This window comes from Microbacterium meiriae (assembly GCF_025143875.1).
Lineage (GTDB): Bacteria > Actinomycetota > Actinomycetes > Actinomycetales > Microbacteriaceae > Microbacterium > Microbacterium meiriae.
In genome coordinates this window covers 26,791-47,624 of sequence record NZ_JAMBDU010000029.1, presented here as the reverse complement: position 1 = coordinate 47,624, position 20,834 = coordinate 26,791, and the positions used below count along the sequence as shown (strand labels likewise).

The window sequence follows — 20,834 nt, the reverse complement described above, 5'->3', positions numbered from 1 at the left end:
GTCCACCGGCTCGAGCCCGCGTGCTGCCCGCGCCCTGTCGACGATCTCCTGGATGACAGCGGTCTTCGCTGCGTTGTAGAAGGAGTTCCGCTCCTCCGCCTCCCGCGCTGCGTCGTGCTTGACGCGTTCGTATCGCTCCGCATCGTCCGGGTGCGCGCACAACCAGTCCCGCAGCAGGCGCTGAGGCACGGCATCCCATTCGGCTGCCGTGAAGAAGTGTGCGATGGCGAGGCGCTCCCCGGCCGCCTCCATGATCATCACCGGATGAGTGCGGATTCCGCTGCCGGTGCGCCATCCCACCGCCTCCAACGCGGACCGGTACGCGGCGAACTCTTCTCCTGTCTGCACCCGCACCGCCAGGTCGATGATCGGTTTCGCGCTCATCCCGGGAATGGCCGTCGATCCGATGTGCTCGACGATCCAGCCGTCCGCCCCGGCAGCGCGGATCGATGCCGCGAACTCCTCGAATCGCTGCGGCCACGACGGGTCGTAGGGAACGAGGAGCATCGGTCGTCAGGAGGCGTCGGCGATGCGAGGGTCCCAGCGACGATGGCGCTGCTTCTCGTCCAGGAGTCCCCAGACGGCCGGCGTGAGCTCCGGGTACTCCAGGGCGATCTGACGCAGCACCCGGTAATGCCGCGCGGCGTTGGGACGTACCCCGTCGTTCGCGGCGATGTTGTCGGCGCGCAGCAGGTAGACGACGAGTTCGTCGACACTGGGCAGCTCCTCCATGAACTCCCAGGGGTCCTCACCGCCGAGCAGGCGCTCCTGGACGAGGACGGCGAGTTCGTCCGAGGCCTCGGCGCGCAGCACTTCCAGGCTGGCGCGACGGGGGACGGACTCGGTCATCCCTCCAGCCTACGCGCGTGCGCGACGGGGTCGGCGCTCCACCTTCGCATCCTCGCTCATGTCCTCGAGCTCGCGGCCCTTGGTCTCCGGCACCTTGAAGAACACGAAGAAGAACGACAGCAGCGCGAAGAACGCGTAGAAGCCGTACGCGAAGGTGAGGCCGATCTCGGCGAACGCCGGGAACGTCGTCGAGATGAAGAAGTTCGCCACCCACTGCGCCGCGGCGGCCACGGCCAGGGCACCGGCACGGATCGAGTTCGGGAAGATCTCGCCCAGGAGGACCCACACGAGCGGTCCCCAGCTCGCCCCGAAGAACACCACGAAGCCGTTGGCGCAGACGAGGGCGACGGTCGCCCACGGGTCGGGAAGCGTCGCGGTGCCCGAGGCATCCAGCGTGCCGAACGAGAAGGCGAGCGCCATGAGTCCGAGGGTCACCGTCATGCCGACGGAGCCGACGAGCAGCATGATCCGGCGACCGATCCGGTCGACGAGCAGGATCGCGACGATCGTGACGACGATGTTGGTCACAGAGGTGATGACGGAGGTCAGGAGAGCGCTGGACTCGTCGAATCCGACCGACTGCCACAGTGTCGTGGAGTAGTAGAAGATCACGTTGATGCCGACGAACTGCTGGAACACCGACAGCAGGATGCCGACCCAGACGATCGGCTTGAGGCCCAGACGGCTGCCTCGCAGGTCTCGCAGCGACTCGGAGCGCTCCGTGTCGATCGTGCCCGTGATCTCCTTGATCTTCGCCTCGGTATCGATCGTCCCCGTGACGGTCTGGAGCACTTCCGCGGCACGCTTCACTTCGCCCTTGCGCACCAGGTAGCGCGGGGATTCCGGCAGCCGGAGCGACATCAACCCGTAGACGAGCGCGGGGATGGCCGCGACCATGAACATCCATCGCCAGGCGGTCAGGCCCCAGAGCGGCTGGTCGGCCTCCCCCGCGATGCCGGCGAGCAGGGCGTCCGACAGCAGGGCGGCGAAGATGCCGAGGACGATGGCGAGCTGCTGCAACGAGCCCAGACGACCGCGGATCGCCGCGGGAGACACCTCCGCGATGTAGGCGGGGGCGATCACCGAAGCCGCGCCGACGCCGAGGCCGCCGATCACACGCCAGACGATGAGATCGACGACGCTGAACGCGAGTCCGGAGCCGATCGCCGAGACGAAGAACATCGCCGCGGCGACAACCATCACCGGGATGCGTCCGAACTTGTTCGACACCGGGCCGGCGAACCAGGCGCCGACCGCGCAGCCGATCAGGGCGGAGGAGACAGCGAAGCCCTTGAGACCCGTGCCGAGGTCGAACCCTGAGACATCTCCCGCCAGGGCGTCGACAGCACCGTTGATCACCGCGGTGTCGAATCCGAAGAGGAATCCGCCCAGAGCCGCCGCAATACTGACGGCGATCACGCGACGCTTGATACTCGCTGGATCAGCTGGTCTGGACATGACATCCCCCTCGCATCGACAAGATGACGCGAGTCTATGTCACCCCCGACCGGGGGCGGGGTCAGCGCGCGGAGCCGTATCCTTCTTCGCCGAGCTCCTCGAGAATGCGGTTCAGGTCCTGGATCGATGCGAAATCGATCGTGACCTGGCCTTTCCGAGCTCCCAGTGCGATCCGGACGCGGGTGTTGAGCCGGTCCCCCAGCTTGCCGGCGACCTCATCCAGGTACGCCCGCCGTGCCCCTGGCGTGGGCTTGGGAGTCTTCCCTGCGGAGGGCTGCGACTTGGCCGCCTCTTCCGTGGCACGGACGGAGAGGTCCTCGTTGACGACCTTGTCCGCCAGGCGCTGCATGGCCTCCGGCGAGTCCACGCTCAGGATCGCGCGCGCGTGTCCCGCGGTCAGGACACCAGCGGCCACCCGCTGCTGCACGGGGACAGGAAGCTTGAGCAGGCGGATGGTGTTGCTGATCTGCGGACGGGAACGACCGATGCGCGTCGCGAGCTCCTCCTGCGTGATGCCGAAATCGTCGAGGAGCTGCTGGTAGGCCGATGCCTCTTCCAACGGGTTCAGCTCCGAGCGGTGGAGGTTCTCCAGGAGCGCGTCCCGCAGCAGGTCCTCATCGGCGGTATCCCGGACGATGGCCGGGATCGACTCGAGTCCGGCCTCGCGGGCAGCCCGCGTGCGCCGCTCCCCCATGATGAGTTCGTACTCGCCGTCGCTGTTCTTCCGGACCACCACCGGCTGCAGCACGCCGAACTCGCGGACGCTGTGCACGAGCTCCGCGAGGTCCTCCGGGTTGAAGTGCGTGCGCGGCTGGCGGGGGTTGGGGACGATCGCCTGCGGGTCGACCTGGATCAGGTGGATCCCGGGCACCGCCTCAAGCTCAGCCTCGGGTGCCGCGTCGGCGTTCGCGGAGGGAGGCTCGGGTGCCGGAGCGATCTTCGCGCCCGGGAAGAACACGTCGACAGGACGTTCGGCCTGGTCCGCCGTCGGGATGAGGGCGCCGATGCCGCGGCCGAGTCCAGTGCGCTTCGCCATTATTTCTCCTTGCTCTGCGTCTGTCGCGACGCGATCTCGACGGCGGCCTCACGGTAGGCGATCGCTCCGGCGGACTGACCGTCGTATGCGATGACCGTCTGGCCGAAACTGGGGGCTTCCGATACGCGTACGGACCGCGGAATCACGGTGTCCAACACCTGTGACGGGAAGTGCGAGCGCACTTCCTCCGCAACCTGCTGCGCCAGACGCGTCCGCCCGTCGAACATCGTCAGGAGGATCGTCGAGAGATGGAGGCTCGGATTGAGGTGCTTCTGGATCATCTGAATGCTGCCGAGCAGCTGGCTCAGGCCTTCCAGGGCGTAGTACTCGCACTGGATCGGGATGAAGACCTCGTTCGCCGCGGTGAACGCGTTGATCGTGAGGAGTCCGAGCGATGGGGGGCAATCGATGATGACGAAGTCGACAGGGTTGTCGACGAGGTAGTCCTCCAGAGCACGGCGAAGTCGGTGCTCCCGGGCGACCTGTGCGACGAGTTCGATCTCGGCACCCGCGAGGTGGATGGTGCTCGGCGCACAGAAGAGATTGGGGCTCTCCGGACTGGGCTGCACGATCTCCGCGAGCGGGAACTCGTCGATGAGGACGTCATAGACGCTCGGTGTGTCGGCATTGTGTGGCACCCCGAGCGCCGTGGAGGCGTTCCCCTGAGGGTCCAGGTCGATGACGAGCACCTTCGCACCCAGACCAGCCAATGCCGAAGCGATGTTGACGGCGCTCGTGGTCTTACCCACGCCACCCTTCTGGTTCGACACCGTCAGGATTCGCGTGTCTCCCCCGAACTCCACGGTGACTGCTTCGAGCGCGCGGCGACGAACAGAGAGATCCGCGATTTCTCGCGCGAGGGGGGTGTCCATCCCGAACGATTCGTTCGACGATGCCTTCTCGGACTGTTTCACGTGAAACATCCACTCCTTTCGGGGCCGCGTTCCACTCTAATCGCAGCGACCGACGTCGGATCACAGGCACGACCGGGCGGCAGAGATGCTTCCCGTCCGCGCACTTCCGCATACACGCGGACAGTCAGCTCCGGTGAGGTTCGTTTCACGTGAAACGACGGCTTCAGCACGGCCCGCTGAACGCGGCTTTCGTCACCGGTTGCTTCGCGCAACTCCATCGACGAAAGGCGAAGGGACGCCCCCAGCGCTGACACCGGGGTCCCCTGCTGAGACGGATGTCTGAATCACGCGACTGGGGTCCCTACCGCTCCACCGAAGCGTGCTCGCGAGCCGACCTCGTGCCCCTCCTCGATGAGAGCGCCTGGCGGTCCGGCGTAGCTTCTCCGCGTCGTCCGGTTCGACGCCACATTTCTCGAGGCCCAGTCCCGCGCTCGCAAACCTCAGCCTCCCCACCTCACTCGGGTACCCTGTCGCAGCTTCCCACGCGGGGTGCCTGCCGCGGTCAGGCGAATTCGCGACCGCGTCCTTCTGGATAACCCCCGGCCTACACCCGCGAGCCATCGCTCTGCCGGGCACCTCCCCCGCAGAGCACGCGGATCCTTCACGCGTGCACCCTCCGCCGGGAGGACGCCAGCGTCGCGCGGCACCGATCCGGTCCGCTCGCGCCCCGTGCTCCGTATGACAGCGCGACAGGCGCGTCGCGTCGTTCTGGCCCCTCCGTGACCTGCCTGCCCGCACAACTCGCGGAGCATCACACCGCTGCCTCCTCCAGCGTCCGAGCCGGCAGGTGGACGAAGGATCGCGCCGCATGGGGGCACCGACCCCCAATGTGGCCCGTCCCTTCGCCCTTTGCGACGGCTCGTCTCCCGTGAATCCGCCGCCCGATCGCGGTCTGTTTCACGTGAAACGCAACCCTCCTGACCTGTTCACATCCGTTCACCATCTCGGGCACGCACAGCAGCACGTGTTCCCAGCCGCTGCTCGGGTCGCCCCACGACGACGGAGCACACCTGGGAGCAGTTCTGGCGCGGAGGATTTCCCTTCACGGCGATGCCCATCGAACGACGTGGCGTCGCCCATCCACGCACACCGCTCGGCATGCGTACTCGAAGTGTGTGGAACGACCGTCGCTCAAGAGCCATCTGCGTCACGCCAGCGATAGCCCCCGGCGGCGGCTGGGCACGTTCACGCCCGACTTTCGCGCAAACGCCGCACACAGCTCCCCCTCCCCTTCCTGTGCACACCGTCCATAGCGAAGATCAGAGCTCGTCGCAGCAGGTCCGCCGCGGACCGCTATAGAGAGGAGGCTCCACGGCACGTCTGCCACAGCGGCGCCCGGTCACACCGTTGCCCGCTCCTCCACGGGAAGGCCGATCACCGGGCCCCGCCCACTCATCGAGGGACACCGTTGAGCATCAAGGCCAGCCCCGGTTGTCCGGAGTCTTCCCCCGGACAAAACACGAGACGAGGCATGAGCGCCACTGCCGCAGCGGCCGAAGGCGCCAAAGCCCACTCCCGCGTCAAGGCACTCACCGGGCCCCTCCACACATGGACACACAGTATCGAATGCCAGGCCAGCACCGGTTACACCGCGTCTCCCCCCCGACGGCACTCGAGACGAGCACGAGGGATCCGATGGCGCCGCAGAAAGGTTCAGAGGCCACCTCCGAAGAAGGCCACACACCGGGTGCCTTTACACGTCGGCACACCAGCGAACGCCAGGGCCCGGCCCCGTTGCCCCGAGTCGTCATTGAACCAAGCACGGGACGAAGTATCGCGCCGCCCCCCGCCGCAGAACCCGGCGACACCATCACACTCTCCCAAGAGAAAGCCACCCGCCGGCTCCAGTCCAGGCTTCGAGGCACACCCCGAACGTCACTGACAGGACTGGTGGCACCATGTCCGTTTCAGACGGCAGAGGAAACGAGGCACCGAGGCACCCCCTGCGGTAGCTTCGCCGAGCGGATGACCTTCTTGCCTGTCGACGCCCCCGCGGGGGACCTCCACTGCCGCAGCGACCTGCAGGAGCCAGCGGTACGACCCAGTCGACTCTGACGAGGGCTCCCCCCGACGACCGATGACACGTTCGCCCCGTGCCGCGCTCACCGTCACCACACTCTGCGCACGCGCTGAGGATCGGTGCCCCTCAGCGCAAGGACGGGCACTCAGGCACCGTGGGAGCCACACTGAGAACCGACTGTTTCACGTGAAACACTCATTCAAGATCGCTGCGACTGAGGGATACCTCCTCCACTACCGAATGCGCCATGGCAAACGGTCGGAGATCGTCAGCGGACGACGTAGGCGCGTGCGATAACTCGTCGAAGCGAATCGCGCGACGTTTCACGTGAAACGGTTGTGTGTCTGATGTGGCCACGCCGACCACGATCCCACCTCCTGCGTCTGCCTCACGGGAGGTTCTGCGATCCGCAGCCCACCACGCCGCGCCGTGAAGACAGCACACCCCGCTCGCTGACCCACAGCACGGGCAGGTGCCAGTGTCGAGCAGAAGGGCACTCAACGAGCAGTACGTCCGATGACCTCGCAGGAGAACATCACTGTTGACCTACGGACCGCCCGGGGCAGCGCCCCACGCTCCTTGGCTCGATCAGTGGATGCCCCACCGGTCTCCACACGCGCTTTCCAGAAAGACCCGGGGACGCTGATGAGTACGCCCGTCCACAGCGCCGATGCCAAGGAGTTGTGTGGCGGCGCCCACCGATTCCCTCCTCCGAGGCCGGCCTCGGAGTCGTGATACTCGCCCCTGACCGCCTCAGCGAAGATGGTCCCGCGATGGAAGAAGCTCTACGCCCCCGAACCCAGCGCTCCCGACAACCGTGTCAGACAGAGGTCGATCGCCGATTCAGGTTCACCGTAACTGGCAACCAGGACACTGGCGTCGCTGAAGCACCCAGTGAACGCGATTCCCGACTCAGCGCCTTCGGAGCCGTGAGTAGCGTCCTACCGCACTGCACCGAGACTCGTTGTTGTTTCACGTGAAACATGGCCTGTCCGGGCGAACCTCATGCGTGAGCCGACACGACCTTTTCGGATCAGCCGATCAAGAGGTAGTGCCCACCAAAGAAGGCCACTCTGACGGCAGAGTTTCACGTGAAACGACAATGTCCTCAGCGCACGTGGGCACGGACGACCCGGGTCGTCTCGGGAAGCAGTCCCTCGCCCAGAACCTCGACGCGAACGTCGGAGAGTGTGAACTTCGCGATCTGCTTCCGCGCCGCCTCGATCTCGTTCGCGGCGTTCATGCCCTTCAAGAGGGCGAGTTCACCACCATCGCGCACCAGCGGAGCCGTCAGTGGAATCAAGGTACGCAGCGCGCTCACCGCGCGAGCCGTGACGACGTCGAAGGCACCCTTCGCACGGACGTCCTCCGCACGCGCACGGAGGATGGTGACGTTCGAGAGCTCGAGATCGTTCACCTGCTCCGTCAACCAGTTGATCCGACGCTCCATCGGCTCGACCAGTGTCCACGACACATCGGGGCGGGCGATGGCGAGCACCAGACCGGGCAGCCCGGCACCAGACCCGATGTCCGCCACGGAACCATGGAAGAGCGGTGCGGCGATCGCGCTGTTCAGGATGTGACGGGTCCACAGGCGGGGCAGTTCGAGCGGCCCGATCAGACCCCGCTCCTCCCCCTCACGGGCGAGGGAGTCCGTGAACCGCCGAGCCATCTCCAGGCGGTCTCCGAAAAGATCGGCAGCGACAGCCGGCTCCTGCTCGACGGTCTTCTCGCCGGAATCGTTCGTCTCAGACACCCGCCCGTACTCGCCTTCGGTACGTCAGTGACGACGCAGGACCGTGTGACGGTCCGCGCCCTCGCCGTACGACTCGGAGACGAGCCCTCGCTCGGCAGCGATGTCGTGGACCAGCTTGCGCTCGTAGCTCGACATCGCCGGCAGCGACGCCTGCGACGAGCCCTCATCGAGCTTGGCGGCCGCCGCCTCGACCAGGGTCACGAGCTGCCGGCGGCGCGTGTCGCGGGATCCTCCGATGTCGAGGATGAGACGCGAGAACGAGCCGGTCTTGTTCTGCACGGCGAGACGTGTGAGCTCCTGCAGCGCCTGCACTGTGTCCGGAGCGGAGAGCAGCGCGAGGCCGTCATCCTCGGCCTCGACCGAGACGTAGGCACGCCCCTGCCGGACATCGAGGTTCAGGTCGCCGTCGATGTCGGCGATGTCGAGCAGCTCCTCGAGGTAATCCGCGGCGACATCGCCTTCGTTCTCGAGCTGCGCCACAGTGGGCTCGGTGCTCCCGGTCACGACCTCACTCATGACGCGTTCCCCTTCTTCTTCGCGCGCTTCTTGCCGACCGGCTGCTGTCGCTTCGGTGCCTCAGCCTTCGCCTTCTCGGCCTGCTCCAGCAGACGCTGCTGCTCTGCCTCGTACACCGACATCGGCACGACCTTGCCCGAGGAATCGATGGCCTTGCCCTTACGCGCCAGACGCTCTTCGCGCGCCTTCGCCGCCTCCGAGCCCGGGGTGGGCATCTCACGGATGACGAGGAACTGCTGGCCCATGGTCCAGAGGTTCGAGATGAACCAGTACACGACGACACCGAGCGGGAAGAAGACACCGGAGAAGATGAAGCCCAGCGGCAGCACGTAGAGCATGATCTTCTGCATCTGGTACGCCTGGCCGGTCTTGGCCTCCGGCGAGAGGTTCTTCGAGATGATCTGCAGCTGGGTGAAGAACTGCGACGCGATCATCAGGACGACCAGGGTGACGAGGATGATGATCGCCGTGACGTTCTGGGCATCGATGGCGTTGCCCAGCGTCTCGTGCAGCGAAGCGACGCCGAAGAGCTTCGCGTCGTAGAACTCCTTCGTGAGCTCCGGGCTCAGCAGGCCGACGCCACCGACGTTGTCGCGGGCGTGCTTGCTGACGTCGCTCAGCACGCTGTAGAGCGAGAAGAAGATCGGCATCTGCACGAGCAACGGCAGACAGCTCGACATCGGCGTCGTGCCGTGCTTCTTGTACAGCGCCATCGTCTCGCGGCTCATCGCCTCACGAGAGAGCTGATCCTTCTTGCCGCGGTACTTCTCCTGAACTTTCCGCAGTTCAGGAGCGATTTCCATCATCTTGCGCTGGCTCTTGATCTGCTTCACGAACAGCGGGATGAGCGCTGCACGGACCACGATCACGAGGCCGACGATCGAGAGGACCCAGGTGATGCCCGAGGCCGCAGGAAGACCGACGGCGGTCAGCAGCCAATGCCAGGCGACGAGGATGAGCTCGACGACCCACTTCAGCGGCCACAGGATCGTGCCGAGCAGGTCGAATCCGCCGGATGCCGGCTCCGGGCTGGGGGTGGCACTGGCGAACAGAAGGTCAAGACCCACCGATCAGTCCTTTCGGGAGGGGACGACGAAACCGTGTGCGGTCAGGTCGTAGCGGAAGTGTCGGTGCGGTGTGACGTCGTCGACGCCTCCGCGAGACCAGGGATTGCAGCGGAGGATGCGCCACGCCGAGAGCAGAGCCCCCCGCACGGCGCCGTGCTGCTGCACCGCACCTACAGCGTAGGCGGAACAGGAGGGGTAGTACGCACATACGTCCCCGTACATCGGCGAGACCACCCTGCGGTACCCCGCCAGGAAGGCGAGCACGACGTTGCGTGGCAGGAGCGGGATGCTGCGAAGCACGTCGCGCCCGTGCATCTCCCCCGTCCCCACCGACGAGGCCGGCAACGCGGTCATGAGGCGGCCTCGGCCGGTGCGAGCCGCGCCAGGCAACGATGCACATCGCTGCGAAGCTCCGCGTAGGAGGCGGTCGCGGACGCAGGAAGGGCACGGATGACGACATCCGTGCCCTGAGGAACACGCGGGAGCGCCTCCGCACAGACGGCTTTGAGTCGCCGACGGACGGTGTTGCGCACCACGGCCGTGCCCACCTGCTTGCTGATGATGAAGCCGAACCGGGCGGCCCTGCTCTCGCCCGTCGCCAGCATGGAGGTGAGGACGCGGGCCCCGCCACAACGCGATCCGCGTCGAACGACCAGTCGGTAGTCGCTCCCGCGGGTCAAACGGAACGGGCGGGCGAGCACAGCTGCTTACGCGGAGAGCTCGGTACGGCCCTTCGCGCGGCGTGCCGAGAGGATGGCACGGCCGGCGCGGGTACGCATGCGGGCACGGAAGCCGTGCTTCTTGGCGCGACGACGGTTGTTGGGCTGGAAGGTGCGCTTGCTCATGAGATCACTCCGGGAATGCTGTCACCGGATTCACTTCGACCGGAGACATAGGGAACTGCCAAACAGGCATAAGTCAACCGACTAAGGGTACGTCTTGGCGGCGGACAGGGCAAATCTGCGACCTGTACCGCTTGTCATCCCATGCGTACCGCACAGCCATTATCCACAAGCCGGACGCATCCGCCACATCCAACACGCCCGCGTGTTTTCAAGGGCAGGTTGCCGTTCCGAGCCGGTGTGACTACCGTGGCATCCGAAGTTATCCACAGGGGAACGGCACGTCGACCCCGACCCGATCCGTCGTCCGGAGCACCATGTCCTCACCAGCCCAGCCCGAAGTCCCGATCTGGACCACGGTGCAGGAGCTGCTGGAAGCCGACGATCGGGTCACGCCGCAGCTCCAGGGCTTTCTGAGCCTCGCGGTGCCGGCCGGGGTGATGTCGGCGACCCTGTACCTCGAGGTGCCGAACGACCTCACCGCCGCCCAGATCAACAAGCGCCTCCGCCTGCCCATCATGGAGGCCCTCGCTCACGTCGGCGAAGAGGTCACGTCCTACCGGGTGGTCGTGAACCACGAACTCGCGGACCAGCCCACGGCCCCCATCGCGGTCGCCGACTTCGGTCGCCAGGAGCCGGTGCGCGCCGAGTCGCCGATGGAGCAGCCGACGGCGCTGCGCCACGAGTCCCGCCTCAACCCGAAGTACACCTTCGACAACTTCGTGATCGGCCAGTCCAACCGGTTCGCCCACGCGGCCGCCGTGGCCGTGGCCGAAGCTCCGGCCAAGGCCTACAACCCGCTCTTCATCTACGGCGACTCCGGACTGGGCAAGACACACCTCCTCCACGCCATCGGTGACTACGCGCAGTCCCTCTATGCCGGGGTGAAGGTGCGGTACGTATCGAGCGAGGAGTTCACGAACGACTTCATCAACTCCATCGCCAACAACCGCGGCGCCGCGTTCCAAGCGCGGTACCGCGACGTGGACATCCTCCTCATCGACGACATCCAGTTCCTCCAAGGACGGGCGGAGACGCAGGAGGCGTTCTTCCACACGTTCAACACGCTGCACGACCACAACAAGCAGGTCGTCATCACCAGCGATGTCGCACCGAAGCACCTGACCGGCTTCGAGGACCGCATGCGCAGCCGGTTCGAGTGGGGCCTCATCACCGACGTGCAGGCGCCCGACCTCGAGACCCGTATCGCCATCCTGCGGAAGAAGGCGCAGAGCGAGGCCCTCCACATCCCGGACGAGGTGCTCGAGTACATCGCCACGGTCGTGTCCTCGAACATCCGCGAGCTGGAGGGTGCACTCATCCGCGTCTCCGCGTTCGCGAGCCTGAACCGCTCTGCTCTCGACATCTCCCTGGCTCAGACCGTGCTGCGGGACATCATCGACACGGCCGAGGACAACATCATCTCGCCGACCGACATCATCACCGCGACCGCGCAGTACTTCAAGCTCACCGTCGACGACCTCTACGGCTCCAGCCGTTCGCAGCAGATCGCCACCGCACGGCAGATCGCCATGTACCTCTGCCGTGAGCGCACCAGCCTCTCCCTCCCGAAGATCGGTCAGCTCTTCGGCAACCGGGACCACACGACGGTCATGTACGCCTACAAGAAGATCAGCGAACTCATGAAGGAGCGTCGCTCGATCTACAACCAGGTGACCGAGATCACCACGCAGCTCGGTCGTCGCTGACGACCTGCACCCACGAGAGGGACGCCGCATCCGACACGGGACGGCGTCCCTCTCGGCGTTTCGGGGACATGCACCCGCCGGATAGATGCGTCTATGCACATGTGGATAACTTGTGGATGAACGTGGAACGCGCCGTCTCGAATGTGGGGCGATCGGGGAAACCTGTGGATAACCCCGGGATGGCGAAACGACGACCGACCCCTGTCCACCCGCGGATTCCTCAGGGTCTCCACAAGTGACACGTGTGTAGTTCCCTACTCGCGCCTGCTTTCCACCGACTTATCCACAGTATCCACAGGTGTTAACACCGTTAAGGAGTTAAGTCGTTCAGGGTGCGATCCGATCACCAGACGGTGGGGAGAACCGGCGGCGGCATGACAAGTCCTCCGGCGTAGGGAACCGCAGGACTGTGGGGCTAGCATGGGATTCCCTGCAGTGGCAGGACCCGACGACGACCCGTCATGTTCGACGACAAGGGAGCACCCGTGAGGTTTCAGGTCAACCGCGATGTCTTCAGCGAGGCTGTGTCCTTCGTCGTCAAGCTGCTGCCCCAGCGCAATCCACAGCCGATCCTCGCCGGTGTCCTTATCGAGGCGGACGGCTCCGGACTCACCCTCTCGGCCTTCGACTACGAAGCATCCGCACGGACGACCATCGAGGCGACGGTCGAGACACCGGGCACGATCCTCGTCCACGGGCGGCTGCTCTCCGACATCGCGAGCCGCCTCCCGAACGCTCCCATCGAGATCGCCGTCGAGGATGACGGCGGAATCGCCGTGACCTGTGGCTCGGCTCGCTTCACCCTCGCGGCCATGCCGGTCGAGGAATACCCGTCCATTCCCGAGGTGTCCGGATCCTCCGGCGTCGTCCCGGCCGACGATTTCGGCACGGCGATCGCGCAGGTCGGCTTCGCCGCGTCCCGTGACGATGTGACTCCCGTGCTGACGGGTGTCCAGCTCGAGGTCACCGGACAGACGCTCAGCCTCGTCGCCACCGACCGCTACCGGGTCTCGCTCCGCGACGTGCCCTGGGACGGCGAGGCCGTCGAGGCCACCGCACTCGTTCCCGCCCGCACCCTCGTCGAGGTCGGCAAGACGTTCGGACACGCCGGCACGATCCAGATCGCCTTCTCGGGTGCCGGGGATCGCGAGATCATCGCGTTCACCGCCGGCAACAAGACCGTGACGTCGCTGCTCATCAAGGGCAACTTCCCCCCGGTCCGCCGCCTCTTCCCCGAGCAGACCGACCACTACGCCGTCGTCAACACGGCCGATCTCATCGAGGCCGTCCGCCGTGTCTCCCTCGTGCTCGACCGCGCGGCGCCACTGCGTTTCACGTTCTCGACCGACAGCGTCACGATGGATGCATCGGGCAGCGAGCACGCCCGCGCGTCCGAGTCGGTCGACGCGATCCTCTCCGGCGGCGACGAGGTGACGCTGGGTCTCAACCCGCAGTACCTCATCGAAGCCCTCGGTGCGGTCAAGAGCGAGTTCGTGCGGGTGACCTTCACCTCCAGCGACAACGCCAACAAGCTGAGCCCGGTCCTCATCACCAGTCAGACGTCGGTCGACCAGGCCGGTCTGGACTCGTTCAAGTACCTCCTCCAGCCCAACCTCCTCCTGCGCTGAGCACCCCCGGCCCCGAGGGAGTGTCCGACCCGGAAGGTAGGCTGGCTCCGTGATTGTGGAGCATCTCAGCCTGGTCGATTTCCGCAATTACGCGACCGCGGAACTCGCCTTGCACCGCGGGCCGAACGTCCTCGTCGGGCGGAACGGCCAGGGCAAGACGAACCTCGCGGAGGCGGTGGTGTTCCTCGCGACGCTGGGATCGCATCGGGTGTCCTCGGACGCGCCGATGGTGCGGGACGGCCAGGAGTTCGCCGTCATCCGGGCCCGGCTCGCGCACGGTGAGCGACGCGTGCTCGTCGAGGTGCAGCTCAATCGCCAGGGGTCGAACAAGGCACGGATCAACGGCTCCCCGTCGAAGACGAACGAGCTCCCCCGCTACGCACATGTCGTGCTGTTCGCGCCGGAGGATCTCCAGATCGTGCGGGGCGACCCCTCGGCCCGCCGCCGGTTCGCCGACCAGCTCCTCATCCAGCGCACCCCGCGAATCGCCGCCGTGCTGGGTGACTACGACCGCGTGCTCAAGCAGCGCAACGCCCTGCTCAAGTCGGCGCGGGCACGGGGCATCCGCGGTGAAGCGCTGAGCACCCTCGACGTCTGGGACGACAAGCTCGTCTCCCTCGGATCCGAGATCATCACGGCACGGCAGCGGCTGGCGTCCGATCTGCAGCAGCCCGTCGCCGATGCATACGCGGCGATCGCCGGCGCGGACCACCGTCCCCGGCTCGACTGGGCGCTGTCGGTCGCCGGCAGCGATCCCGAGGATGACGACGACCGCGATGACGCGGACGGTGCCGCTCCCGTCGACGACGTGCGCGGGGACGCCCGTCGCATCGCCGAGATGTTCCGCGCCTCTCTCGCGGCGAAACGCTCGAACGAACTCGACCGCGGCCTCACCCTCACCGGACCCCATCGGGACGACCTGGTGCTGCGGGTCCGGGACCTGCCGGTGAAGGGGTACGCCTCCCACGGCGAGTCCTGGTCGGTCGCACTCGCCCTGCGACTAGCGTCCGCCGAGCTGCTCCGCAGCGAGTCCCCGGCCGGCGACCCGGTACTGATCCTCGACGACGTCTTCGCGGAGCTGGACGCCGATCGGCGGCAGCGGCTCGCCGCACTCACCGCGGGCTACGAGCAGGTGGTGGTCACGGCAGCGGTGGAGGAGGATATCCCCGACGTGCTCCATGCTCACGTCGTCCGCATCACGGCGGGGACCATCACCGATGAGCGGGACCGGCTGCAGGGAGAGGACGGTGCGCCGAATGACTGACGTGGTCACCGACAGCGCGGCCTCGGCGGAGGCTCCCGAGACCGTCTCCACCTACCTGCGACTGCGGGGACTCAAGCCGAGCGCCAAGAACTGGAAGCGCAAAAGGCGGATCTCCGTCGACGACGACAACGCGCCGTTCACCCCCGGCCGCGATCCGGGGAGCCTCGGCGCCGTCCTCGACACGCTCAGCCGTGAATCCGGCTGGGAGACGACGCTCGCCCGGGAGGACCTCGTCCGCCAGTGGGCTGACCTCGCGGGGGCGGACACCGCGAAGCACTCGGAGCCGGTGTCTCTCGAGCGCGGACTGCTCACCGTCAAGTGCGATTCCACCGCGTGGGCGAAGAACCTCCAGTTCATGCGCGCGACGATCCTCACGGAGATCGGACGACGGTACCCGGAGGCGGGAGTGGAGAACCTCCGCTTCATCGGACCGGACGTCCCCTCGTGGAAATGGGGTCCCAGAGCCGTTCCAGGGCGGGGCCCGCGCGATACCTACGGGTAGGGCACCATGCAAGGGGTCCGAAACGCTCAGAGGGCCACACGCGGCCGTTGAGCGGCATTTCGACTCGAAACCCGGCTAGAATGGGAGTTCGAGATATCGATCTGGAGAATGCCCTCTGATGACGCCTGAATCCCCTGCTGACGAGACGGAACCGAACAACGACGCTTCGTCGGGCTCACAGGCCGGAGGATCGGCGGCACCCGCACCGAAGAAGCAGCAGCCCGGTGAGTACGGCGCCGACTCGATCCAGATCCTCGAAGGACTCGAAGCGGTCCGCAAGCGACCCGGCATGTACATCGGCTCGACCGGTCCCCGCGGACTGCACCACCTCGTCTACGAGATCGTCGACAACTCGGTGGACGAAGCGCTGGCCGGGTATGCCGACACGATCTTCGTCACCCTCCTCGCCGACGGCGGCGTGCGCGTGGTCGACAACGGTCGCGGTATCCCCGTCGACCCGCACTCGTCTGACCCCTCGAAGTCGACCGTCGAGGTCGTGCTCACGATCCTGCACGCGGGCGGCAAGTTCGGTGGCGGCGCCTACGCCGTCTCCGGCGGTCTGCACGGCGTCGGATCCTCGGTGGTGAACGCCCTGTCGACCCGCTTCGACGTGGAGGTCAAGCAGAAGGGCTTCGTCTGGCGGCACAGCTTCGCCGACGGTGGCGTCCCGCAGCAGAAGCTCGAGAAGGGCGAGGCCACCGAGGAGACCGGGACCAGCATCACGTTCTGGCCGGACGCGGAGATCTTCCAGGAGACCGTCGAGTTCGACTACGACACGCTCCGCACCCGGTTCCAGCAGATGGCGTTCCTCAACAAGGGACTGCGCATCGAGCTGTCCGACGAGCGGCCGGAGTCGGCGTACGAGACCGAGGAAGACGGCCAGGCGGTCACGAAGCAGCCGGGCGACGTCTTCTTCTACGAGCGCGGTCTCGTCGACTACGTCGAGTACCTGAACAAGGTGCGCCACGCCGAGGTCGTCAACGAGGAGATCATCGCCTTCGAGTCCGAGGACACGGCGCGCAAGATCTCGCTCGAGGTCGCGATGCAGTGGACGACGTCGTACACGGAGAACGTGTTCACCTACGCCAACACCATCAACACGCACGAGGGTGGCACGCACGAGGAGGGCTTCCGGGCGGCGCTCACCACGCTCGTCAACCGCTATGCCCGTGCGAACAACCTCCTCAAGGAGAAGGACGACAACCTCTCCGGAGACGACGTGCGCGAGGGGCTGACCGCCGTCATCTCGATCAAGCTCGGCGAGCCCCAGTTCGAGGGTCAGACCAAGACGAAGCTCGGCAACACCGAGGCGAAGGCCTTCGTGCAGAAGGTCGTCGGCGATCAGCTCGGCGACTGGTTCGAGCGCAACCCGAACCAGGCGAAGAACGTCATCCGCAAGGCCATCGACGCGGCGACGGCACGCCTCGCCGCGCGCAAGGCACGCGAGACCGCGCGTCGCAAGAGCGTGTTCGAATCCGCAGCGATGCCCGACAAGCTCAAGGACTGCACGAGCAAGGACCCGTCGATCAGCGAGATCTTCCTCGTGGAGGGCGACTCGGCCGGCGGTTCGGCCGTGCAGGGTCGGGACCCGCACACGCAGGCGATCCTGGCGCTGCGCGGCAAGATCCTCAACGTCGAGCGCGCGCGTCTCGACAAGGCGCTCGGCAACAAGGAAGTCCAGGCGATGATCCAGGCCTTCGGCACGGGCATCGGCGAGGAGTTCGACATCGAGAAGGCGCGGTATCACAAGATCGTGCTGATGGCCGATGCCGACGTCGACGGTCAGCACATCACCACCCTGCTGCTCACCCTGCTGTTCCGCTACATGCGCGGACTCATCGAGGCCGGCTTCGTGTACCTCGCGATGCCGCCGCTCTACCGCCTCAAGTGGTCGAACGCGGCACACGAGTACGTGTTCAGCGACGCCGAGCGCGATGCGCTGCTGGCCTACGGCCTGGAGAACGGCAAGCGCATCCCCAAGGACGCGGGCATCCAGCGCTACAAGGGTCTCGGCGAGATGAACGCCAAGGAACTGTGGGAGACCACGATGGACCACACCACCCGGACGCTTCGTCAGGTGACCATCGAGGACGCCGCCGCCGCGGACGAGATCTTCAGCGTGCTGATGGGCGAGGACGTGGAATCGCGTCGGAGCTTCATCCAGCGCAACGCCAAGGACGTCCGGTTCCTCGACATCTGATCACCGCGGGGTCCCTGAGTCCGTCGAACGGGACCCGCTGCTCCGACCAGCTCAGCCCACCAGGAAAGACACATGACTGACGAAGAACGCCCCGACATCACCGAGGGTCACGAGCACGGCAAGATCGACCAGGTCGATCTGCAGTCGGAGATGCAGCGCAGCTATCTCGACTACGCCATGGCGGTCATCGTCGGCCGCGCCCTCCCCGACGTCCGCGATGGCCTCAAGCCGGTGCACCGCCGTGTCATCTACGGCATGTACGACGGTGGGTTCCGCCCCGACAAGTCGTTCTCCAAGTGCGCCCGCGTCGTCGGCGAGGTCATGGGTCAGTACCACCCGCACGGCGACTCGGCGATCTACGACGCCCTCGTCCGTCTGGTGCAGCCCTGGTCGCTCCGGTACCCGCTCGCCCTCGGCCAGGGGAACTTCGGCTCCCCGGGCAACATGGGTGCCGCAGCCCCGCGATACACCGAGACGAAGATGGCTCAGCTCGCGCTCGAGATGGTGCGCGACATCGAGGAAGACACCGTCGACTTCACCGACAACTACGACGGTCAGACGCAGGAGCCCACAGTCCTGCCCGCCCGCTTCCCGAACCTGCTCGTCAACGGCTCGGTCGGCATCGCGGTCGGGATGGCGACCAACATCCCGCCGCACAATCTGCGCGAGGTGTCCGACGCGGCGCTCTGGGCTCTCGACAACCCCGGGGTCTCGCGCGAGGAACTGCTCGAGGGTCTGATCCAGCGCATTCCGGGCCCGGACTTCCCGACCGGCGCGCAGATCCTCGGCACCAAGGGCATCCATGAGGCGTACCGCACGGGTCGCGGCTCGATCACGATGCGCGCAGTCGTCAACGTGGAGGAGATCCAGGGTCGCACCTGCCTCGTCATCACCGAGCTGCCCTACCAGGTCAACCCCGACAACGTGGCGGTGAAGATCGGCGACCTCGCCCGTGACGGCAAGATCACCGGCATCGCCGACATCCGTGACGAGTCGTCGGACCGCACCGGTCAGCGCCTGGTCGTGGTGCTCAAGCGCGATGCGGTCGCGAAGGTCGTGCTGAACAACCTGTACAAGCACACGCAGCTGCAGGAGAACTTCGGCGCGAACATGCTCGCGATCGTCGACGGTGTCCCCCGGACGCTCGCGATCGACGGCTTCATCTCGCACTGGATCGCTCACCAGATCGATGTGATCGTCCGACGCACGGAGTTCCGCCTCCGCGAAGCCGAGAAGCGCATGCACATCCTGCGCGGCTACCTGAAGGCGCTCGACGCGCTCGACGAGGTCATCGCCCTGATCCGTCGTTCGCAGACCACCGCGGATGCGAACGAGGGACTGCAGAAGCTCCTCGACATCGACGAGATCCAGGCCGACGCGATCCTGCAGATGCAGCTGCGTCGACTCGCCGCTCTCGAGCGTCAGAAGATCATCGATCAGGCCAACGAGCTCGAGGCTCAGATCACCGACTACAAGGCGATCCTGGCCGACGAGGGCCGCCAGCGCTCGATCATCCGCGAGGAGTTGACGGGCATCGTCGAGCGGTTCGGCGACGAGCGGCGGACGCACATCCTGCACGGCTTCGACGGCGACGTGTCGATGGAAGACCTCATCGCCGAGGAGGAGATGGTCGTCACCGTCACGCGCGAGGGCTACATCAAGCGCACGCGCAGCGACAACTACCGCTCGCAGCACCGCGGCGGCAAGGGTGTCAAGGGCGCCCAGCTGCGCGCGGACGACATCGTCGAGCACTTCTTCGTCACGACGACGCATCACTGGCTGCTGTTCTTCACCGACAAGGGCCGGGTCTACCGCGCGAAGACGTACGAGGTGCCGGAAGCAGGGCGCGACGCGAAGGGCACCCATGTCGCGAACCTCCTCGCGCTGCAGCCGGACGAGAGCATCGCGCAGGTCCTCGACATCCGCGACTACGCGGTGGCGGACTACCTCGTCCTCGCCACGCGCGAGGGCCTGGTCAAGAAGACCCGTCTGGACAACTACGACACGAACCGCCAGGGCGGCGTGATCGCGATCCGTCTGAACGACGAGGACGAGCTGGTCAGCGCCCTCCTCGTCAACGCCGAGGACGACATCCTGCTCATCAGCCGCCGGGGCATGTCGGTGCGATTCCAGGCGACCGACGAGGCGTTGCGCCCCATGGGCCGTGCCACCGCCGGGGTGAAGGGCATGAAGTTCCGTGAGGGTGACAGCCTGCTGTCCGCCTCCGTCGCCGCACCCGGGAAGTACGTCTTCGTGGTCACCGACGGGGGCTATGCGAAGCGCACCGCCGTCGAGGAATACCGCGTCCAGGGGCGTGGCGGATACGGCATCAAGGTCGCCAAGTTGAACGACGATCGGGGCACTCTCGCGGGTGGTCTGATCGTGTCCGAGGACGACGAGGTCTTGGTGGTTCTGTCCAGCGGCAAGGTGGTACGCTCTGCCGTGGCCGAGGTCCCCGCCAAGGGTCGCGACACCATGGGAGTGGTGTTCGCCCGCACGACGGAGGCCGACCGCATCCTCGCCATCGCCCGGAACGGCGAGCGTGGTCTCACCGAAGAGGAGACCGAGCCGGATGCCGACGCCGAGGCCCCCCAGACGACTGAGACACCCGAGGATACAGACGCATGAGCACAGTGGCTGACAAGCTGGCGAAGAAGTCGACACGCAAGACCGGCGGCAAGCAGGTCCGGCTGCGGCTCGTCTACGTCGACTTCTGGTCCGCGGTGAAGCTCTCGTTCCTGGGAGCGGTTGCTCTGGCCGTCGTCACGATGGTGTCGTTCTTCCTGATCTTCCTCGTGCTGCAGGCGACCGGCATCATGTCCACGGCCGACGAGTTCGTGCGCAGCTTCACCGACGGCGCGATCCCGCTGTCCGAGCTCGTGGGGCTGCCGCAGGTCATGGCGTTCGCGGCCGTCGTCGCCATCCTCAATCTCATCGTGTTCACGGTGCTCGGCGCCGTCGTCGCGGGCATCTACAACCTGGCCGTCAAGGTCACGGGCGGGTTGCTCGTCGGCTTCATGTCGAACTGAGCCCCCGAGACCCCGTCTTTCCGCCGAAACCCCGGCCTGCGCAC

Annotated in this window: 18 protein-coding genes; 7 read left to right on the top strand and 11 right to left on the bottom strand. The window is 66.4% G+C overall.

What is annotated here, in order from left to right; translation table 11 throughout:
• The 11 genes from M4D53_RS15180 to rpmH all read right to left on the bottom strand — a co-directional run.
• A partial coding sequence (locus M4D53_RS15180) for a GrpB family protein (RefSeq protein ID WP_259954826.1) occupies positions 1–507 on the bottom strand: 507 nt, incomplete at its 3' end.
• 6 nt (positions 508–513) lie between these two features.
• The gene (locus M4D53_RS15175) at positions 514–849 is read right to left on the bottom strand and encodes a hypothetical protein (protein ID WP_025102860.1); all 336 of its coding nucleotides are present in this window, start codon (positions 847–849) and stop codon (positions 514–516) included.
• Positions 850–858: 9 nt separating this feature from the next.
• Complete coding sequence (locus M4D53_RS15170) at positions 859–2,307, bottom strand: sugar porter family MFS transporter (RefSeq protein WP_187662780.1); 1,449 nt, start codon at positions 2,305–2,307, stop codon at positions 859–861.
• Positions 2,308–2,368: 61 nt separating this feature from the next.
• Positions 2,369–3,343: a ParB/RepB/Spo0J family partition protein gene (locus M4D53_RS15165; RefSeq protein ID WP_259954825.1), complete on the bottom strand. Its 975-nt coding sequence runs from the start codon at positions 3,341–3,343 to the stop codon at positions 2,369–2,371.
• On the bottom strand, positions 3,343–4,266 hold the full coding sequence (locus tag M4D53_RS15160) for a ParA family protein (protein ID WP_259954824.1): 924 nt from the start codon (positions 4,264–4,266) through the stop codon (positions 3,343–3,345). The genes M4D53_RS15165 and M4D53_RS15160 overlap by 1 nt, the downstream gene beginning before the upstream one ends.
• Before the next feature lie 3,119 nt (positions 4,267–7,385).
• Positions 7,386–7,949, bottom strand: coding sequence for a 16S rRNA (guanine(527)-N(7))-methyltransferase RsmG (rsmG, locus tag M4D53_RS15155; protein ID WP_259954828.1), 564 nt, complete (start codon positions 7,947–7,949; stop codon positions 7,386–7,388).
• A 108-nt stretch (positions 7,950–8,057) separates the two neighbouring features.
• Positions 8,058–8,549, bottom strand: a complete 492-nt coding sequence (locus M4D53_RS15150) for a Jag family protein (RefSeq protein WP_259954823.1) — start codon at positions 8,547–8,549, stop codon at positions 8,058–8,060.
• Entirely contained in the window at positions 8,546–9,616 is a 1,071-nt protein-coding gene (gene yidC / locus M4D53_RS15145; protein ID WP_187662784.1) for a membrane protein insertase YidC, read from the bottom strand. Before yidC ends, M4D53_RS15150 begins: the two co-directional genes overlap by 4 nt.
• 3 nt (positions 9,617–9,619) lie before the next feature.
• On the bottom strand, positions 9,620–9,970 hold the full coding sequence (yidD, locus tag M4D53_RS15140; protein WP_259954822.1) for a membrane protein insertion efficiency factor YidD: 351 nt from the start codon (positions 9,968–9,970) through the stop codon (positions 9,620–9,622).
• Positions 9,967–10,317, bottom strand: a complete 351-nt coding sequence (rnpA, locus tag M4D53_RS15135; protein ID WP_187662786.1) for a ribonuclease P protein component — start codon at positions 10,315–10,317, stop codon at positions 9,967–9,969. Before rnpA ends, yidD begins: the two co-directional genes overlap by 4 nt.
• Positions 10,318–10,323: 6 nt before the next feature.
• Positions 10,324–10,461: a 50S ribosomal protein L34 gene (gene rpmH / locus M4D53_RS15130; protein WP_022879826.1), complete on the bottom strand. Its 138-nt coding sequence runs from the start codon at positions 10,459–10,461 to the stop codon at positions 10,324–10,326.
• 314 nt (positions 10,462–10,775) lie between these two features.
• On the opposite strand from rpmH, the gene dnaA reads away from it, so the two are divergent.
• From dnaA to M4D53_RS15095, 7 genes are all read left to right on the top strand, one after another.
• Entirely contained in the window at positions 10,776–12,167 is a 1,392-nt protein-coding gene (dnaA, locus tag M4D53_RS15125; protein WP_187662787.1) for a chromosomal replication initiator protein DnaA, read from the top strand.
• Between the two features lie 485 nt (positions 12,168–12,652).
• Positions 12,653–13,795 (top strand): DNA polymerase III subunit beta, encoded by a 1,143-nt coding sequence (gene dnaN / locus M4D53_RS15120; RefSeq protein ID WP_259954814.1) that lies wholly within the window; start codon positions 12,653–12,655, stop codon positions 13,793–13,795.
• A 49-nt stretch (positions 13,796–13,844) separates the two neighbouring features.
• Entirely contained in the window at positions 13,845–15,059 is a 1,215-nt protein-coding gene (gene recF, locus M4D53_RS15115; protein WP_259954812.1) for a DNA replication/repair protein RecF, read from the top strand.
• Positions 15,052–15,561, top strand: a complete 510-nt coding sequence (locus M4D53_RS15110) for a DciA family protein (RefSeq protein ID WP_259954811.1) — start codon at positions 15,052–15,054, stop codon at positions 15,559–15,561. The genes recF and M4D53_RS15110 overlap by 8 nt, the downstream gene beginning before the upstream one ends.
• Positions 15,562–15,679: 118 nt before the next feature.
• Positions 15,680–17,761 carry a DNA topoisomerase (ATP-hydrolyzing) subunit B gene (gyrB, locus tag M4D53_RS15105; RefSeq protein ID WP_187662791.1) on the top strand — a complete coding sequence of 694 codons (2,082 nt, stop codon included), beginning with the start codon at positions 15,680–15,682 and terminating at the stop codon, positions 17,759–17,761.
• 72 nt (positions 17,762–17,833) lie between these two features.
• A complete protein-coding gene (gene gyrA, locus M4D53_RS15100; RefSeq protein ID WP_187662792.1) occupies positions 17,834–20,389 on the top strand; it encodes a DNA gyrase subunit A in 2,556 nt (851 codons plus the stop codon).
• The gene (locus M4D53_RS15095) at positions 20,386–20,790 is read left to right on the top strand and encodes a DUF3566 domain-containing protein (RefSeq protein ID WP_025102877.1); all 405 of its coding nucleotides are present in this window, start codon (positions 20,386–20,388) and stop codon (positions 20,788–20,790) included. Before gyrA ends, M4D53_RS15095 begins: the two co-directional genes overlap by 4 nt.
• Positions 20,791–20,834: the final 44 nt, after the last annotated feature.

Excerpts from the sequence above, each read along its gene's own strand:
- M4D53_RS15175 (WP_025102860.1), bottom strand. The coding sequence starts at position 849 with ATGACCGAGTCCGTCCCCCGTCGCGCCAGCCTGGAAGTGCTGCGCGCC.
- M4D53_RS15170 (WP_187662780.1), bottom strand. The coding sequence starts at position 2,307 with ATGTCCAGACCAGCTGATCCAGCGAGTATCAAGCGTCGCGTGATCGCC.
- M4D53_RS15165 (WP_259954825.1), bottom strand. The coding sequence starts at position 3,343 with ATGGCGAAGCGCACTGGACTCGGCCGCGGCATCGGCGCCCTCATCCCG.
- M4D53_RS15160 (WP_259954824.1), bottom strand. The coding sequence starts at position 4,266 with ATGTTTCACGTGAAACAGTCCGAGAAGGCATCGTCGAACGAATCGTTC.
- rsmG (WP_259954828.1), bottom strand. The coding sequence starts at position 7,949 with ATGGCTCGGCGGTTCACGGACTCCCTCGCCCGTGAGGGGGAGGAGCGG.
- M4D53_RS15150 (WP_259954823.1), bottom strand. The coding sequence starts at position 8,549 with ATGAGTGAGGTCGTGACCGGGAGCACCGAGCCCACTGTGGCGCAGCTC.
- yidD (WP_259954822.1), bottom strand. The coding sequence starts at position 9,970 with ATGACCGCGTTGCCGGCCTCGTCGGTGGGGACGGGGGAGATGCACGGG.
- rpmH (WP_022879826.1), bottom strand. The coding sequence starts at position 10,461 with ATGAGCAAGCGCACCTTCCAGCCCAACAACCGTCGTCGCGCCAAGAAG.
- dnaA (WP_187662787.1), top strand. The coding sequence starts at position 10,776 with ATGTCCTCACCAGCCCAGCCCGAAGTCCCGATCTGGACCACGGTGCAG.
- M4D53_RS15110 (WP_259954811.1), top strand. The coding sequence starts at position 15,052 with ATGACTGACGTGGTCACCGACAGCGCGGCCTCGGCGGAGGCTCCCGAG.
- gyrB (WP_187662791.1), top strand. The coding sequence starts at position 15,680 with ATGACGCCTGAATCCCCTGCTGACGAGACGGAACCGAACAACGACGCT.
- gyrA (WP_187662792.1), top strand. The coding sequence starts at position 17,834 with ATGACTGACGAAGAACGCCCCGACATCACCGAGGGTCACGAGCACGGC.
- M4D53_RS15095 (WP_025102877.1), top strand. The coding sequence starts at position 20,386 with ATGAGCACAGTGGCTGACAAGCTGGCGAAGAAGTCGACACGCAAGACC.